Here is a 17,955-nt window from a genome sequence, read left to right on the forward strand (position 1 = left end):
AGGGCTGCGTGGCGAGTTGAAAAGCCTTAACACGCGTGCGCCACGGGGTCAGCCCGCCGCTTGGCGGTGTGCAGCGCGGAACGCCTCACAGATGATGCACGTAAATCTCCACGGCGTGCCCCTCGATCTCCACGCGGGCCGGTTCCACGTCGTGCAGTGGTGCATCGCGCAGCGAATCCGCCAGCGTCTCGCCGCGGATCGTATCGCCATGCGCCGCGAGCACGCGCTGGATGTCCGCGTCGCCGAGCACGGCGAGGTCGATGTGCTGCTCGTAGCGCAGGTTGAGATTCTTCCGCACCTGCTGAATCTGATTCACCAGGTCGCGCGCCATGCCCTCGTCGATCAACGCCGGCGTCAGATGCGTATCGAGCACGAGAATGCCGCAGCCCGGCACGCGCTCGGCGGCGAAGCCCTCCTTCGCGTGCAACTCGACGAGCATCTCCTCGGAGGTCAGTTCCACGTCCTGCCCGGCGACGTTGATCTTGCAAACGCCGCCTTGCTCGAGCTGCCGCACGAGCGCGTCCACATCTTGGTGCGCCGCCAGGGCCGCCTTGATCTTCGGCGCGAGCGGCCCGTGCTTGGGGCCGATCTTGCGGAAGTCGGGCTTCAATTCGTACGTCACATACTCCGCGATCGCGGCCGAGTCCTTGTACTCGATTCGTTTGACGTTCAGTTCATCGCAAATGACGGCTTCGTACTTGCGCACCACCTCGGCGCGCCGGTGGAACAGTTCCATCGTCGCGAGGGGCTGCCGCACGCGCAGCTTCGACGCCGCCCGGGCCGCGCGCCCGCACGACACGAGCTGCCGCACCAGTTCGATTTCTTCGTTGAGCGCGACGTCGATTCGCGCGCGCACCGCCTCGCGCGTGTCGGCAGTCACCGGGTAGTCGCAGAGATGCACGCTTGACGGCGGCAACGAGCCGCTGGCTTCAGCCCGCGCGGCACCAGGAATTTTCGCGCCAGCCACCACCAGATTCTGATACATCTCCTCGGCGATGAACGGCGTGAACGGCGCGATCAGCTTCGCGACCGTCACGAGACACTCGTACAGCGTCGCGTAAGCGCTGTGCTTGTCGGCGTCCATTGCCGATTTCCAGTAGCGGTCTCGACTGCGGCGGATGTACCAGTTCGACAGCGCATCCACGAACGCGCTCAACGTCCGCGCGGCGGTGAAGTTGTCGTACGCTTCCATCGCATCAAAGACGCGCACGCTGCACTGCGCCAGTTCGGAGAGAATCCAGCGGTCGAGTTCGGATCGGGTTTCGCCGGACGGCGCTCCCGACGACGGCGCCGCGCGGGCTGAAGCCCGCGGCTCGTTGGCCGATGGCGTCCATTGGTCGATGTTCGCGTAGATCACGAAGAAGCTGTAGCAGTTGTAGAGGCGAATGAGGAATTCACGCTGGCCCTCGGCGATGGCGCTCTCCTGAAAGCGGATACTCGTCCAAGGCGTCTGGCCGCTGAAGAACAGCCAGCGCATGGCATCGGCGCCTTCGTGATCGAAGATGTACGTCGGCTCCTTGTAATTCTTCTTGCTCTTGGACATCTTCAGCCCGTCTTCGCCCATGAGCAGCCCGAGAACGATGCAGGTTCGAAACGGGAGCGGGTATTCCTGTGGCTGGATGGCCGTAGCATGAGAGCCAACGCCCAATGAGCCGTCCAATGAGCCGTCCAATGAGCCGCGGGCTTCAGCCCGCGCGGAAGCCGTATCAGCGGTTGCATTCAACGTCGCCACGCCGTCCTTCCCGAACAGCATCGTGCTGATCGCCACGAGTGAATAGAACCACCCGCGCGTCTGATCCAGGGCCTCGCTGATGAAATCCGCCGGAAACTGCGACGCAAACATGTCATGATTCCGGTGCGGCCAGCCCCATTGCGCGAACGGCATCGCGCCGCTGTCGTACCAGCAGTCGATCACCTCGGGAACGCGCCGCATCCGCGACGAAGCATCATTCTCAAACGAGCCGCGGGCTTCAGCCCGCGCGGCCTGTCGATCGTGCGCGCACTTCGCACACGGAAACGTCACCGCGTCGATGTACGGCTTGTGGATCTTCAAATGATCCGACAGCGACGGCTCGGCGGCTTTCGCCTTCTCCCACACGTCCAATCCCGCCACGCCCGGTTTGGCTGTCAGCGCGGCGTACGAATCGACGGCCTCCATGTGGCCGCACGTTTCGCACACCCAGATCGGCAGCGGCGTTCCCCAGTAGCGCTCGCGCGAGAGCGACCAATCGACGTTGTCGCGCAGGAAGTTCCCGAAGCGGCCTTCCTTGATGTGTTCGGGCAGCCAATGGATCTGCGCGTTGTTTTCCAGCATCGCATCGCGGAATTGCGTCGTGCGGATGAACCAGCTCCTGCGAGGATATTGAATGAGCGGATCCTCATCGGCCCGCCAGCAGAACGGATAGTCGTGGCGATACTGCTCCTGATGCAATAGCAAGCCGCGCTCCTTCAAATCGCGACAGATGTCCTTGTCGCATTCCTTCACCCAGCGGCCGCGGCAGTACTCGGGGCCTTCGTCGGTGAAGGTGCCGTTCGGGGCGACGGCGCAAAGCAGCGGAATGCTCGCCGGGTTCTTGAACCGCTTGCGCTCCTGATTCATCAGGTCAAAGTCGACTTCGCCGAATGCCGGCGCTTCGTGAACAAGGCCCGTACCCGATTCGAGGGTCACAAAATCGGCGTGCAGCACACGCCAGCAGGCGTAGTCCGCGCCACCGGCGGCGAGTTCCGGTTTGTAATCGCCGAGGAGGTCCGCCGGGCTTGCGTGAGCGACGTGCGGCTTCGCGGCGCTTTTGCGGTACAGATCGAACGGCGGGCGATAGCTCAACCCCACCAGCTCCGCGCCCTTGACCGTCCGCTCGACTTGCCAGACGTCGGTCTTTTTCACCTTCTTGGCGATCGATTCGACCAGTGCCGCGGCGAAGATCAGCCGCTCGCCGGTTTCGCGGTCGTGCACGATGGCGTAGTCAAAGTCTTTGTGCACCGCCGCAAACATGTTGCTCGGCAACGTCCACGGTGTGGTCGTCCAGACGAGGAGCGAATAACGAGCCGCGGACTTCTGCCTGTGCGGCGCTGAATCGATGAGTGAATCGCTCTCTCCCATGCGATCGGCCGCGCGAGCTGAAGCTCGCGGCTCATTGTGGGAAGCTCGCGGCTCGTTGTGGGAAGCTCGCGGCTCGTTGTGGGAAGCTCGCGGCGCTGCCGCCCACGTATCGAGCTTCTGCCGAAACCGCTCATCCTCGACCAATGGAAATCGCACGAACACGCTGGGGTCGTCCACCTCGCGATAGCCCTGACCCACTTCGCCGCTCGAAAGCGCCGTGCCGCCCTGCGCCCACCACCAGACGATCTTGTGCCCCTGGTAGAGCAGCCCCGCGTCAAACAGCTGCTTCAACGACCACCAGACGCTCTCAATGTAGCTCTGGTGATAGGTGACGTACGCCTCGTCGAGATTGACCCAGAAGCCCAGCCTCCGCGTCAGCTCCTCCCACTCCTTCGTATACCGAAATACGCTTTCGAGGCACTTGCGGTTGAACGCCTCGACGCCGTATGCCTCGATTTCTTCTTTTGTATGAATGCCAAGATCTTTGCAAACCTCGACTTCGACCGGCAGGCCGTGGGTGTCCCAACCGCCCTTGCGCAGGCACCAGTGGCCGGTCATGGTCTTGTATCGCGGGAACAGGTCCTTGATGGCGCGGGTGAGGCAGTGGCCGGGGTGCGGCAGGCCGTTGGCCGTCGGCGGGCCTTCAAAAAAAACAAACGGCTTGCATCCCTTTCGTGCATCGAGCGATTGCTGATAGATGTTGTTGGCCTGCCAGAAGGCGAGGATGCGCTTCTCCATCGCGGGAAAATCGAGTTGACTGGGGACTTCGTTGAACATGTGGTTATCTCAAATTGGCCGCTTGTTCTCATGGAGCCGCGGGCTTCAGCCCGCGCGGCGCTGGATTCGCGAGAGCATCGTTCAATCCCGTTTGATCGGCCGCGCGAGCTGAAGCTCGCGGCTCGTTGCCAGAAACGCACGGCTCGTCGCCTGAAGCTCGCGGCTCGTTGCCAGAAACGCACGGCTCGTTGCCTGAAGCTCGCGGCTCGTTGCCAGAAACGCACGGCTCGTTGCCAGAAGCTCGTGGCTCGATTTCGGACGAGCGAGGCTCGATAGCCTTTGCATCGCTTTCGCGCTGGTGGGCGAAGATGTCGATCTTTCGCCATTTTCCGCCCTGCCAGCGACCGTACATCAGCACGCCGAGGAAGATAATGTAAAGCGTGCAGGTCATCCACGGGCCGTGATGCAGCCAGCCGGGCAGCAGCTTCGTCGCGAGCCAGCCGCCGCCGATGAACAGGATCCAGCAATTGAGAATGACCACGACGGCGGGCCACTTGGCGTCGCCCGCGCCGCGCAGCGCGCAGGTGTAGGTGATGCACGCCGCGTCAAACACCTGAAACACGGCGGCCCAGATGAGGATCCCCGCGCCGACGGCGATCACCGCCGCGTCGGACGAGAGAATCCGCATCAGTGACTCGTTGAATACCCAGAAGCCGATGCCGACGACCCCCATGTATGCGCCGGTGATCCACATGCACGCGCGCACCCGCCGCATCGCCAGGTCCAACCGCTTCTCACCGATCGCGTTGCCGACGAGCGTGCTGACGGCGATGCCCACGCCGATGGCCGGCATGAATGACACGTGCATGTATTGCATGGCGATGTTGGTTGCGGCGAGGGTGGCGGTGTCGAACCCGGCCATGAGCCAGGCGAGGAAGACAAACCACGAGGCGACGTCGAGCGTCCACTGGATGCTGGCCGGCGCGCCGAGGTTGAGGATGCCGCGCTGGCACGACCAGTCGAACCGCCAACCCGAGCGCGAGGCGAACTGCCGATGGTACTCGCGTGACAGGAAGATTCCCGTGAGCATCGCCGCGCGCACCAGCCACGAGATCAGCGTGGCCCAGGCCGCGCCCTCGATCCCCAGTCGCGGCAGCCCGAATTTGCCGAACACCAGGCCGATGTCAGCAAAGATGTTCAGTACGACGGCGACGAGCACCGAGTGCATGGCCACCTTCGGATGGTGCACGCCGTTGAAGAACGACTCCAGCCCGGTGCAGAGAATGGCCGGGCCGATCGACCACATCACAATGCGGCAATAGGCGATTTCCATTTCCTGCACGGCCGGCGCGTGTCCGACGGCGCCCCAGAACGTGGGCAAGGCCGAATTGATCAGCGGCACGAGCGCGGTGAACGCCGCGCCGATGTAGAACGTCTGCCAGGCGTAGGCGGCGCCCTCGGCGGGCTTTCCGCGGCCCAGCGACTGGGCGGCGAAGGTCTGCACCGCGTTGGAAAGCCCCATGCCCAGGCAGAGGATGATGAACAGAAAGAAGGTGCTGGGGCTGATCGCCGCAGTGGCCTCGGTTCCCAAGCGTGAGACGACGATGAAGTCGGTCAAACCCAGCGCGAAGTGAGAGACCTTGGTGCCAATGATCGGCAGGGCGAGGATGATGAGCGCGCGCATGTCGGCGCGGAGACCCGTTGGGTCGGGTTGCTCGGCGACGGGCAGCGGCATGGATGGACCACTCATAACGTGATATTCCAACAAAAAAGCCCTGGAAGCGTTGGTCTTCCAGGGCCGGTGAACTTGGTTCGCGCGAGCTCGCGGATCGTCCCAGCCTAGGAAGCTCCCTTCATAACAATGTCCGGCGCAATCAGCGTCGGCTGATTGGCCGTCGCAAGGATGATGGAGTACCGCGTCAGCATGGGACGTACCTCAATTCGACAAGGGCATGGTAGAGGGCGGCGCTTGACGTGTCAAGCGGAACGTGCGAAGGGCGAGTAGCAAGAGAAACCAGGCGAACGATGACTGGTATGCGGTTCGACGTTTCCTAGACGCAGACGACTTCCCGCACCTGTGGCAGGTGTTTCTTCAGCGACGCTTCGACGCCCATCTTGAGTGTCATCGCCGCAGAGGGGCAGCCGATGCAGGCGCCGTGCAATCGCACGCGCACCACGCCCTCCTGCGTGATGTCAACCAGCTCGATGTCGCCGCCGTCGCTTTGAACGGCCGGACGAAGCTGCCGAATGATGTCGGCGACCTGGTCGTGCAGCGTGGTTGCATCGGATGCGGCATCGGACGGCGCGGCCTGGGATTTGGGGGCGACGGGCATCGAATGACTCCGCAGGTGCTTCGACAGGATTATAACACCTTGGGGCCACACGACCAAGTTTGTCGGCCGGCGCGTCCGATTTGCTCGCCGCGTCCTGAAAAGTCGCTGCTTGCCGAACGAGAGTCGATGGATGCGGCCGGAATCCGAGTTTCGCGTCGCGCCGGGACGATTTGTATTTGATACTTGGTGTGCGGCGATGCCCAATTCGGAGGCGCGCCCGGAGATCGGACTCTGCACCGGATTGTGAGTACCGCGATGAATTGGGATTTTGTCTCTTCGCGCTCGCAGCACCGCGCCCCCGTTGCCAGTTGCTTGCGCCCGATGGGTTTTTCGTTCGCCCTGATGATCGCGATGATCCTCGCGGTCGGTTGCGGCAATCAGAGCGTGTCCGGTCTGTTAAGCGCGCTGGGCGGGCAGACGCTGCCGCCGATGACGCTCGAACAGTTGCAGCAGATGGTCGACTCGGACGGCGACGGGATTCCAGATGCTTTTGACCCGTTTCCCTTTAATCCTGACGCCGACAACGACGGAATCATCGACGGTCTGGACAACGACTGGGACAACGATGGGATTCCCAACAACATCGATCCCGACAATACCGGCAACGACGCCGACGGCGACGGTATCCCCGACTTGCTCGATCCGTACCCGCTCGATCCCGATGCCAACAACAACGGCGTGCCGGATGGCCAGGAGACCGACTCCGACGGCGATGGGCTGTTCGACTCGGTCGATCCCAACCCCGGCAATCCCGACATCGACGGGGACGGCATTCCCGACGGCGTCGACCCCGATCCGTCCAATCCCGATGTGAACGGCAACGGCATCCCCGACGGCTATGAGACTGACTCCGATGGCGATGGCATCCTGGATGCCGAAGACGCGTATCCGTTAAACCCCGACGCGAACGGAAACGGAATCCTCGATGGCAGCGATCCCGACTACGATAACGGCGACCCCTACGGCGACCTCACCGGCGTGGATGAAGACGTCGACGCCGACAGCGACGGTCTGGCGGCCGGTCTCGACCCCGATGACAACGATCCCGACTTCGACGGCGACGGGGTGATTGATGGACTGGATCGGTACCCTCGGGATTCCACGCAATGGTGATCGCAGGATCGCGACGGTCCGAGCTGTGCCGCAACAAGCATTCACTGGTGGCGCCGGCGTTTCACCTGTGATTCACCCGCCGCGGCGCGCGTAGCGGACAAGGTCCAGCCCCGCGTCGTTCGCGACGGGTGTCGCGATCCAATCGGTCTTGTTCCACTCGGGAAAAAACGTGTCGCCCACGGCATCCGGGCGATGCATCCACGTGACGATCAGTTCGTCCGCGCGCGGCAGGGCAGCGGCGTAGGTCTGCGCGCCGCCGATGACGAACGCGGTTTTTTCGCCGCGCCGGTGGCATACCTCAACGGCCGCATCAAGCGAATCCGCCGTCTCAAGTGTTGCGTCGACGATGCCGGCGCGCTCGTTGTCGTGCGGCAAGGTGGAAGGCGCGTGGAATTGTTGGCGAATACGAGTTGCCCACGCCGCGTCGCGCGTCAGCACGAGGTTTCGGCGATTCGGGAGCGGTTTGCCGATCGATTCAAACGTCTTACGGCCCATGATGACGGCATGACCGGTGGTGGTGCGCTTGAAATGCGCCAGGTCGGCCGGATCGTGCCAGGGCAGGGCGCCGCCGCGACCGATCAGGCCCTGCGGCGTCATGGCGACGATGATGGCGAGTTTCATGAAAGAGTTCCGGGGCCTGCTGCCATTGGCCAAGCACTCGCTTCCATTTCCGCATCGCGACCGGCTCGCCTGCGACCGTTCGGATAATTCATTCCTTCACACCGCCACCTTGAATCGAATCGGATCGTGGCATCGATAGCCGACCAGTTCGAAATCCTCAAAGCGCAGCTCATCAAACGGCTTCGGCGCGATCAGCAGCTTGGGCAGCGGATACGGCTCGCGCGTCAGTTGCTGTTTCAATCCCTCCAGGTGGTCGTGGTCCTGCGTCGCCGCGCCGGGTTTGGCCACGTAAATGTGCGCGTCGACAATCGTATGCGCAAAGCGGCCGGCCTGCATGCCGACTTCCTGCGCGATCATCTGCGTGAGTGCGGCGTAGGCCGCCATGTTGAAGGGGATGCCGAGGGCCAGGTCGCCTGACCGCTGGCAGAGGTGACAATTCAATCGCCCGTTGGCCGCGTGAAAGGCGAAGGTGTAATGACAGGGCGGCAGCTTGCTGCGGATCGCGTTGCCCGGTTCCCACGCCGAGACCACGAGCCGTCGGCTTTCGGGGTTTTGCTTCAGCGCGTCGATCACGTAGCGGATCTGATCGACCTCGCGCACGCGCCACTGACCGTCTGCGTCCTTCTCGGCGCTGGGGAAGTGCCGCCAGTAGTAGCCGTAGGCCGTATCGAGGTTCCCGTCGGCGTCGGCCCAGTCGTCCCAGATTTTCGTGTGCTGCCGGAGATTGCGAATGTGATTCTCGCCGGAGAGATACCAAAGCAACTCACGCAGGACGGCGTTCCAGTTCATCTTCTTGGTCGTCAACAGGGGAAAGCCGGCGGCGAGATCGAGCTGATAGTGCGCCGAGAAGAGGCTGATCGTGTCGACGCCGGTGCGCGAAGGCTTGAACACGCCTTCGTCCATGACGCGCTTCACAAGATCGAGGTACACCACATCGGCGTGCGTGGACATGCGGACTCCCTTCCGATTTACACGGCGATTCTTACAAAGCTGTTTCAAAACCCCATCTCCCTTTCAGGAAGAGGCTCGGGGTGAGGGTGAATCCTTTCGGTTGAACTACTTTTCCCCCTCACCCAACCTCTCCCCCAAGGGGGAGAGGAGTTTTGAAACCAGTTTCTAGTCTACGGTTTTCCGCCGGCGGCGGAAGGGGGGTGTGAATTTCAAACTTGTTGTTTGCTTCATCGCCTTGCGGAGATTGCAGATCGTGATTTTTCCCTGCATTGAATCTCGATTTTCGCCATTCGCTATTCGCTATTTTTCATCACCCGCCCCGCGTACTTCGCCCGGCTCGCCAGGACCATCGCGCCCAGCGCCAGCACGCCTTGCACGATCAAACCGCTCCACACCGGTGCATCGAAATTCTTAAACGCCCACAACCAGGTGCCGACGGGCGACGCCGTGAACAGGATCGACCGCGGCCCGTCGAGGTCCAGTTCGCGCATCGCATCGAGCGAAGCGTCCGCGAACGGCGGAATGGCCCAGGTCGCGATGACAAAGAGAACAATCGCCCAGAGGGCCTTGGGCGACGCGGCATACACGAATCGCAAGACGCCGCCCAGCGTCAGCAGCGTGAGAAACGATGCCGCCAGCGCGGCGCACAATCGCGCTTCCACGATTTGCCAGTTCTCAGTCTCCAACAGCCGGCTCCAGTCGCGCCCGGCCACGGCCGTCAGCACGCCAAAACCCAGGATGCACGCCAGCAGCGCGCCGGCCCAGTAGTTCAGCGGGCGCTTCTCGCGAAAGAGCGGGTCCAGTGCCTGGCGACGGCTCCAGACGGCGTGATGAAACGCCGCGCTGGCGACGGGCACCATCAGCACGAACGTAAGCAGCAGCGTCGTGAGGAACATCCAGTTCGACGGTTCGTTGAAGATTTCGTTCGGCAGGAAAAAGGTGGTGCGCGGCTGCCAGAAGCGCAGGCCGACGCCGCCGACCAGCCCGCTCAACGCCGCCAGAGCCATTGCCAGCAGCGGGTCGAAGGCGGCGAGGTCATCGTGGTGATACTTTCGCGCCGAGGCGACGAAGAAGATCAGCGCGAAGCCCAGTTGTGCGAACACCGAGAACATGAGCCACCAGGCGATGGTGGCCAGGGACGATTGATCGATCAGATCGGTGGCGATGGACGAGCCGAACAGCATGGCCAGCCCCGGCACGATGTAGATGAATTTCGCGTTCGTGGCGATGAACACGCATACGATCAGCGGCGCGACGGACACTTTGCCGCGCGTGCAGAGGCCGGTGAGCAATGCGAACGTCCACCAGCTCAACCCCATCACGAGCATGACCGCGAACAGGCCGATCATGCCGACCGGCGATTGCCCCAACGGCGTGGTGCCCATGCGTGCGAGAAGGGTGCAGATCAGCCAGTTCACGAACGTGACCATCATCGCCTGCGCCAGAGGCCCGGTGAGATAGCCCATGCAGGCGGTCGCGCCGGACATGCTGGTGCGCCGATGTGATGAAATCATCTCCGAGGTGAAGTCGCGCTGGATGGCCTTCTTGATCGCGCCGGTACCGACGAAAAAAATGAACGCGGCGGCGATCATCAGGTTGACGTTCAGCGCCGCGTCCGCGAACCGCGGCAGCGTCACTTCTTCGCGAATCAGCCGGTAGATCAGGACATGCACGACGAGCGACACGAGCGCGTAGCCGCCGGTGGCCATCATCAACCGCTTCCATCCGCCCGCCAGCCGCACCTGCGCCCAGCCGATCGGATCGTGAATCAGTTCGTCAACCGTTGCGGCCATCTTTGAAAGGTCCCGCTCGACCGTTCGCGCGGTCGGCACCTTGTTCTCGATTGCTCGCGCAATCGGCTCTTTGGTCAATCCACCTGGCGGATGCCGGTCCGCAGGTACGCCTGCTCCAGATCATGCTCCACCGGCGCGAACCGTGCGACCGGCAGCCCGGACTCCAGAAACTTCGCCAGCAGATCGGCCGCCGCCTGGTCATCGTGCTCGTACTCAAACGACACCTGTCGTCCGTGCACTTCCAGCGCCGTCAGGCCCGGAATCGCGCCGATTGCCCCGGCGACATCGGGGATCTGCCTCGCCAGCGTCACTTCCCATCGGCAGCGGTTGTCTTCCTTCGCGCCAACCACCTGCGCGACCGTCCCGAACTGTATCATCCGACCGCCCTGCATGATGCCGATGTGCGTGCAGTACTCGTGCAGGTCGGCGAGGATGTGCGAGCTGACGATCAGCGCCTTGCCCTGATCGCGCAGGCTGGCGAGCATCTTACGAAATGCGACGCGCCCGGCCGGGTCCAGCCCCGCGGCCGGCTCATCGAGCAACACGAGCGGCGGATCGGGCAGCAGGGTCCGCGCGACGGTCAGACGCTGCTTCATGCCGCGCGAGAGGCTCTTGATTTTCGAATTGCGGCGATCGTGCAGCCAGAGCTGTTCCAGCCAGAAGTCGATCCGCTCGTTGATGAGATCGAGCCGGATGCGATGCGCGCGACCGATGAACTCCAGGAACTGCGCGACCGTCAATTCGTCGTAGACCGGCGGCGTGTCCGGCGCGAAACCGCAACGCGAGCGAACCAGCGGGTCGGTCAGCGTCAGCTCGTCGCCGAGAATCGTGACGCGCCCGGCCGTCACCGGCACGATGCCGCACATCGCCTTGAGACAGGTCGTTTTGCCCGCGCCGTTCGGCCCGATCAATCCGAGCAGGTGCCCGGCCGAAAGTTGGAGTGAAAAATCCGAGAGCGCCGTGAAGCGGCCGTAGTCGACGCGCAGGCGTTGGGCATCCAGAACAATGGTCATGCGAGGGTCCGTATCCGTTCCTGCGGTGAACGTCGGGTCGCCGTGGCGTGTCGGAGCCAAAGGCCTGCTTCTACCCTGACGATACCGCCGTTCAGCCGCAAATTCGAGTCGACTGCGTCAGCAACGTGGGATGGCCGCTTTTCACAGCGTTTCTCCACCCGCCGAGACGCGGATTTGACAGACAATTGAAAATAAAGCTAGAATCCACCGGCAATTAGCTTCACGGGATCATCGCCGCGATCCAGCCGAAATCACCTGCGATCTGCAACGATTGAAAGGGCGACCGCCTTACCATGGAATCGTATTCGTACTGGCATTACCTGCTTCTCTTTACGCACCTGTTCGTATGTCTGGCGCTGGCGGCCTACGGCATTCATCGCTATTCGCTGGTGTACCTCTACTACAAGTACCGGCGCAATTCGCCCCGTGCGAAGGCCTGCTTCCGGGAGAAACCGTTCGTCACCATCCAACTCCCGATGTTTAACGAGCAGTACGTCGCCCAGCGGGTCATCGAGGCGGCTTGTCACATCAAGTGGCCGCGCGATCGCCTGGAGATTCAGGTGCTGGACGACTCGACCGACGAGACGGTGGAGATCGCCCGCTCGACGTGCGAACGAATGGTCGCGCAGGGTTGCCCGGTGACCTTCATCCACCGCGACAACCGCGAGGGGTTCAAGGCCGGCGCGCTGGCCAACGGGCTGAAATCGGCGCGTGGTGATTTCATCGTCATCTTCGACGCGGACTTCATTCCGCCGGAAGACATTCTTGACCATCTGATCGATCACTTTGTCGACGACAAGGTTGGCATGGTTCAGGCGCGGTGGGAGCACATCAACCGCGAGCAATCCCTCCTGACCAAGACGCAGGCGATCCTGCTCGACGGGCACTTTGTCATCGAGCACACGGCGCGGCATCGCTCCGGCCGATTCATGAGCTTCAACGGCACGGCCGGCGCGTGGCGGCGAAGCTGCATCGACGACGCCGGCGGCTGGCAGCACGACACCCTGACCGAGGATCTCGACCTGTCCTATCGCGCCCAGATGCGCGGCTGGAAGTTCATCTATCTGCCCGACGTCGTCAGCCCGGCCGAGCTGCCGCCCGAGATGAACGCCTTCAAGAGTCAGCAGCATCGCTGGGCCAAGGGCGGCGCGCAGACCTGCCGCAAGTTGCTGCCGGCCATTCTCCGTTCGCGCCTGCCGTGGCGGATCAAGCTGGAGGCGTTTTTCCACCTGACCAGTTGCGTCAGTTACTTTTTGATTGTCATCCTTGTGGTGCTGCTGCTGCCCGTGCTGCATCTGAAGTTGCACATTTTCTCCAACAACGCGGCGCTGCGGGCGATCTTTGACATTTCACTCGTGTTGATCGCCACCTGCTCGGCCAGCACGTTTTATGTCGCCTGTCAACGCGAGTTGTTCCGAAGCTGGGCCGACAGCCTCAAGTACCTGCCGTTCCTGATGAGTCTGGGGGTCGGCGTATCGCTTAACAACGCCCGCGCGGCGTTGGAAGGCTTCTTCGGCAAGGCCGGCGAGTTCGTGCGCACACCCAAGTTCGGCGTGGCCGGCCGCGAGGACAAGGAACTGGCCCGTAAGGCCGCGCGCCATCGGCTCGATCCGAAGCGCGTCCAGGCATGGTGCGAACTGTTCATCGGGCTGTACCTGGCGACCTGCGTTGCGTACTGTCTGATGCATAAGTTCTGGATCGGCACTTTCTTCATCTGCCTGTTCATGATCGGCTACCTGTACGTCGCCATGCTCACCCTCCATGGGCAATTCGTCACGGCACGTGCGGCGAACCAGTCGGACACCTCGGCGGCCGATGCGGCCTTGTCCGGGCAGCCGCCCAGGCCGTCTCACTCGTACAGCGCGCGGGCCTTCGCGCCGGTCAGAACGCGCGAGTAACTCCGCCGCGCGCGGTCAATCCATTCCCCTCCGGCGTCGGCGTTAAACCGGTGAGCATTGACCTGCCGGATTGCTTTTTGCGTTGACATGGTTCCGCTCGCCGCGCACCATGTGCTCGGTGCGTTTCCACACCAGGGTCGCGCCGGTTGCGTCCGGCGGAGCCCGCGCGCCGGGAGCATCGCGCATGACCATCCGACGGATTGATGTTTGCCGCACGTCACACACGCTGACTTGTTGGATCACCGCAGCCGTTCTGGGCCTCATGCAGGGATCGGCCTGCAATCGTGCGCCGTCGGCGGAGCCACCGCCCGTTCAGGATGCGTTGAGCGTCTACATCGACGGCGGTGAAGCCGATGCGACGCGCCGCGCCGTGCGCGCCGACGATTCAACAGCCGACACAGCCAAGTCGAGCGAGCATCTTCCTCGTACACTGGCGTTTGAGATGGCCGGCGTGGCCCGGGCCGATGCGAATCACGCCGAGGCCGCGCGCCAGGCGGCTGTCATCGAGGCATTCGCCAAGGCGCTGATCGAAGCGCGGCGTCTGCGCCGCCAGCCGACGGCGGATTTCACCGCGCGGCTCGGCCCAAGGCTGACCGTCATCCATCGGTCGCTGGGCGACGGCTGCGAGATCGAAGTAGCGCTCACGCATCGCGGCGAGGAGACGCGCTTTGATGTCAAGCGCGGTGTGCTGCAACACGAACCGCGCAACCCCGACACGCTGGCGCGGCTCTTCGACGAAACCAACGGCGAGTTCATCCTGCTCGAAACGCGCTGGCTGCCATCGGGCGAGGAGTGCCTCGCGCGCGTTGCCTGTTTCCGCCCGGCCGGTTTGGGCACGCTCGCGCCCGAGACGCTCGCCGGCCACCCCGACGACGAGCCGCCCATCGAGCCGTGATGGCGCCCGACCGACGGCCGCGCGATTGGATTTCTCGCCGCTCCGGGCCGCGACCCGTGCTTTCTATCGCCCAAGTTGCGGAGTGCATCTTCCCACGGCCGCGGCGCATTGCGCGCGTCGCCGGTTCGCCTGTGCGATTAGGCCTTACGACACCGATCACGTTGTTGTGCCCGGAAACGATCGCTCACGTTCACCGCGCACTCCGGCGCATCTTGAACAAACTCCCGGCGGCCAAGCGACCACGCATCAACCTGCTCGGCACGATCGGCGCGGGCAATTTAACCTCCCAGGGTTATGCCATTGACATCCGCGACGGCGGCGTCACGGCCATCGCGGCCGATCTCGCCGGGGCACGATTCGCCGTCACAACTCTGGCACAGTTGATTCGGTCTGCCCGTGGACCGATTCCTGCCCTGACCATCACCGACTGGCCTGACTTCCCCGTGCGCGGCGTCATGCTCGACATCAGCCGCGACAAAGTCCCGACGATGCGCACTTTGATGCGTCTCATCGACCGCCTCGCCGACTGGCGGATCAATCACCTCCAGCTTTACACCGAGCATACGTTTGCCTATCGCGGGCACGCGCGCGTCTGGCGCGGCGCCTCGCCGATGACGCCGGCGCAGATTCGCAAGCTGGATCGCTACTGCGCCGAGCGCGGCATCGAACTCGTGCCGAATCAAAACTCGTTCGGCCACATGGAACGCTGGCTGAAACACGAGCCGTACCGCGCGCTGGCCGAGACGACCGGCCCGTGGAAATCGCCTTTCGGCACGATCCGCACGCAGGCGGCGACGCTGAACCCGCTCGATCCGCGCTCGTTGAAGCTCGTCATCGGACTGTACGATCAATTGCTGCCGAACTTCACCAGTCGGCTGTTCAACGTCGGCTGCGATGAGACGTTCGAGCTGGGGCAAGGTCGCAGCGCCGCCGAGTGCAAGCGCCGCGGCGTTGGCGAAGTCTATCTCGACTATTTGCTGAAAATCCACCGCGCGCTCGCGCGCCGCGGCCGGCGCATGATGTTCTGGAGCGACGTCGTCCACCAGCACCCGCGCATCCTCCCGCGCCTGCCGAAAGACGCGATCGCGCTGATCTGGGGATACGAATCCGATCACCCGTTCGACGCCCAGTGCCGCGCGCTGCGCCGCGCCGGGCTGGACTTCTACGTCTGCCCCGGGACGTCGAGCTGGTGCAGCTTTGGCGGGCGCACCGCCAACATGCTCGCGAACCTGCGCAACGCGGCTCGAGCAGGTCGCCGGCACGGCGCGATCGGCTATCTCGTCACCGATTGGGGTGACTACGGCCATCGTCAGCAGTTGCCCGTCAGTTACCCCGGATGGCTGTTTGGCGCGGGCATCGCATGGTGCGCCGAATCCAACGAGCGCATCGACCTCGGCACCGAATTGAGTCGGCTGGTCTTTGACGGTTCATCCCGTGCGGGCGAACTCTGGTGCGAGGCAGGCCGAATCCATGAGCCGACGCGATTGAACCTGAAGAACAAGACGCCGCTATTCGTGGCCATGCACGGCGACTGGCTCGACCCGGCCAGCGTTAACGGGCTGACGCTTCGAAGCATCAACGCCATGCTCGCGCGACTGAAGCCTCTGTACCGGTCCGCATTAAGTCTCAAACTCAAGGAACCTGACCCCGCCCTCGTTCGGCGGGAGTTGATCCTCACCTTTCTCGTGCTGCGCCATGCCGTCTTGCGCGCGCGGGCGGCGCTGAACCCGCGCTTGCGCGCCGCAGCCGCGCGGCATTTGCATTTCGACCTGCGCCGGATCATGGCCGAGCATCGACGGCTGTGGCTGGCGCGCAATCGCCCCGGCGGACTCGCGTCGAGTCTTAGTTACTACGAGCGCAATCTGAAGGAGTACGCCGACTACCTGAAACGCGCCGAACCGCGATCCCGTCGGAGGACGAATCTAATCACGGTAATGGATTAGCGCCAGCCGCACCGCGACATCCAGCTTCGCCAAAGCCTCGCGCGACGAACCGACCATCTCGATGATCCGCTCGAAGGGCACCGGCCCGCAGCAGATGTAGGTCGTGGCGTTCTGGTGCCACGCGACGATGTGCAACGTCTGGCCGGACTCATCGTCGACTTCGTAGCGGCGGTAGCCATCGCCGGTGCGAATGCCGCCCTTGCCGCATTTGTCGAGGCAGTCCCAGCGCGGAATGCTGAAGACGCTCAACCGCTGCGCGCCGCCGGCCGAGGCGTAAATCAGGTGCGCCCCCTCGCAGCCGGGTTTGTTGCGCACACCGCACAGATTAACCGATTCAAAGGAGAAACCGAAACGGCTCAAGTCGGGCGTCAACGAGGCGATCGTCTCGTGGTACTTGTCTTTGAGGACCGGCCCCAGGGCCTTCAGCTCGCGTGGCAAGGCGTCGCTCTGGTGGTCCGGCCCGTGAGCGCAGCAGGTGTTATGCGTCTGGGCGATCATCGTCGCCGCCGAGGCGCTGCGCGGAACCGTGATCGTCGCGCTGGACGACTCCACCACACCCGGCAGATACCACACCGCGCCGACCGCCAGCAGCAGACACGCCGCCACCACCAGCGGCCGCAGCACGCTTAACTTGCGCGGGGCCATCGCCGGTCGCGGCCCGCTCGCCAAGGCGGCGTCGCTTCCCGTCGCCGCGAAGATCTGTTGCTTTAATCGCGAAGGCACCGGCACGCGCTCCAGGTCCTTCGCCAGCTTCGCGCGAAGCGCCTGGTGCTCGTCCACCAGCGCTCCGCACACCCGGCACATCTTGAGATGGTCCAGAATGTCGCAATTGCCCTTCACGTCCAGCTGGCCGTCGGCAAATGCGTAAATGTATTTTCGAACGCTGTCGCAGTTCATCGGTCTTCGTCGGCCTCCACCCGGCCACTTGCTCCTGCCGTCTTATTCTAGCGTTCCACCGGTCGAATGCCCCGCTTGGCGGCGTACTCGGTCAGCGCCAAGGCGAGTTGACGTCTCGCCCGAAAAAGACGGCTCATCACCGTTCCGATGGCGATCCCCAGCACCTGCGCGATTTCCTTATACGACATGTCGCCCAGCGCCCACAGCAGCAGCACCATTCGATACTCGGGGGCGAGCTTTTCCACCGCGTGCTTCAACTCCTCATCGAACAAGTCCCAGTTCAGGCGCCCCGGCGCCAGGCTATCCAGCGTCTGCGGCTCGAAGTCGGCGGCGAAATCGTTGAGACTCAAATCATCCAGCAGCGTCGGCCCCCGACCCGCGACGCCCCGCCGCGTCAGGTACGCGTTGTGCATGATCTTCAGCAACCAGGGCTTGGCGCCGTAATCGCGCAGTTCGAAGCCGCCGAAACTCCGCCGAGCCTTCAGGAAAACTTCCTGCACCAAGTCTTCGGCTTCGTGGGCATCCCCCGTGAGCTTGTAGGCCAGCCGGTAGACGATGTCGAAGTGCGGCAGGACCAGCGCCTCAAAGGAGCGGTCTTCCGTCGGCTCGTCGGTACGGGTTCCCGGTGTGGTCGGCATCGCCATGCTTCAGCCTACTCTAACCCGCCCCAGGGACGGATTA

Annotated in this window: 13 protein-coding genes; 4 read left to right on the forward strand and 9 right to left on the reverse strand. The window is 63.4% G+C overall.

What is annotated here, in order from left to right; genetic code table 11:
- Positions 1-85: 85 nt before the first annotated feature.
- The 3 genes from HRU71_12025 to HRU71_12035 all read right to left on the reverse strand — a co-directional run bounded on the left by HRU71_12025 (position 86) and on the right by HRU71_12035 (position 6,090).
- Positions 86-3,877, reverse strand: coding sequence for an isoleucine--tRNA ligase (locus tag HRU71_12025; protein ID QOJ04166.1), 3,792 nt, complete (start codon positions 3,875-3,877; stop codon positions 86-88).
- Between the two features lie 28 nt (positions 3,878-3,905).
- Positions 3,906-5,567: an MATE family efflux transporter gene (locus tag HRU71_12030; protein ID QOJ04167.1), complete on the reverse strand. Its 1,662-nt coding sequence runs from the start codon at positions 5,565-5,567 to the stop codon at positions 3,906-3,908.
- Between the two features lie 301 nt (positions 5,568-5,868).
- Positions 5,869-6,090 (reverse strand): NifU family protein, encoded by a 222-nt coding sequence (locus HRU71_12035; protein ID QOJ05005.1) that lies wholly within the window; start codon positions 6,088-6,090, stop codon positions 5,869-5,871.
- Positions 6,091-6,471: 381 nt separating this feature from the next.
- Here HRU71_12035 and HRU71_12040 point away from each other — a divergent pair, with 381 nt between their 5' ends.
- On the forward strand, positions 6,472-7,263 hold the full coding sequence (locus HRU71_12040; GenBank protein ID QOJ04168.1) for a hypothetical protein: 792 nt from the start codon (positions 6,472-6,474) through the stop codon (positions 7,261-7,263).
- Between the two features lie 72 nt (positions 7,264-7,335).
- Here the strand turns inward: HRU71_12040 and HRU71_12045 are convergent, their stop codons facing one another.
- The 4 genes from HRU71_12045 to HRU71_12060 form a co-directional block, all read right to left on the reverse strand.
- On the reverse strand, positions 7,336-7,884 hold the full coding sequence (locus tag HRU71_12045) for a dihydrofolate reductase (protein ID QOJ04169.1): 549 nt from the start codon (positions 7,882-7,884) through the stop codon (positions 7,336-7,338).
- Between the two features lie 96 nt (positions 7,885-7,980).
- Positions 7,981-8,835: a thymidylate synthase gene (gene thyA / locus HRU71_12050; protein QOJ04170.1), complete on the reverse strand. Its 855-nt coding sequence runs from the start codon at positions 8,833-8,835 to the stop codon at positions 7,981-7,983.
- 293 nt (positions 8,836-9,128) lie between these two features.
- Positions 9,129-10,628 (reverse strand): hypothetical protein, encoded by a 1,500-nt coding sequence (locus tag HRU71_12055; protein QOJ04171.1) that lies wholly within the window; start codon positions 10,626-10,628, stop codon positions 9,129-9,131.
- A gap of 74 nt (positions 10,629-10,702) precedes the next feature.
- Positions 10,703-11,641, reverse strand: coding sequence for an ABC transporter ATP-binding protein (locus tag HRU71_12060; protein QOJ04172.1), 939 nt, complete (start codon positions 11,639-11,641; stop codon positions 10,703-10,705).
- Between the two features lie 293 nt (positions 11,642-11,934).
- Between HRU71_12060 and HRU71_12065 the strand changes: the two genes are divergently transcribed.
- The 3 genes from HRU71_12065 to HRU71_12075 all read left to right on the forward strand — a co-directional run bounded on the left by HRU71_12065 (position 11,935) and on the right by HRU71_12075 (position 16,377).
- Complete coding sequence (locus HRU71_12065) at positions 11,935-13,539, forward strand: glycosyltransferase (protein ID QOJ04173.1); 1,605 nt, start codon at positions 11,935-11,937, stop codon at positions 13,537-13,539.
- A 184-nt stretch (positions 13,540-13,723) separates the two neighbouring features.
- Positions 13,724-14,434 carry a hypothetical protein gene (locus HRU71_12070; protein QOJ04174.1) on the forward strand — a complete coding sequence of 237 codons (711 nt, stop codon included), beginning with the start codon at positions 13,724-13,726 and terminating at the stop codon, positions 14,432-14,434.
- Entirely contained in the window at positions 14,434-16,377 is a 1,944-nt protein-coding gene (locus HRU71_12075) for a family 20 glycosylhydrolase (protein ID QOJ04175.1), read from the forward strand. The genes HRU71_12070 and HRU71_12075 overlap by 1 nt, the downstream gene beginning before the upstream one ends.
- Here HRU71_12075 and HRU71_12080 read toward each other — a convergent pair.
- Positions 16,357-17,274, reverse strand: a complete 918-nt coding sequence (locus HRU71_12080) for a hypothetical protein (GenBank protein ID QOJ04176.1) — start codon at positions 17,272-17,274, stop codon at positions 16,357-16,359. The two genes, HRU71_12075 and HRU71_12080, sit on opposite strands and share 21 nt — an antisense overlap.
- A 47-nt stretch (positions 17,275-17,321) precedes the next feature.
- The gene (locus HRU71_12085) at positions 17,322-17,918 is read right to left on the reverse strand and encodes a sigma-70 family RNA polymerase sigma factor (protein ID QOJ04177.1); all 597 of its coding nucleotides are present in this window, start codon (positions 17,916-17,918) and stop codon (positions 17,322-17,324) included.
- Between the last annotated feature and the right edge of the window lie 37 nt (positions 17,919-17,955).

This window comes from Planctomycetia bacterium (assembly GCA_015200345.1).
Lineage (GTDB): Bacteria > Planctomycetota > Phycisphaerae > UBA1845 > UTPLA1 > PLA3.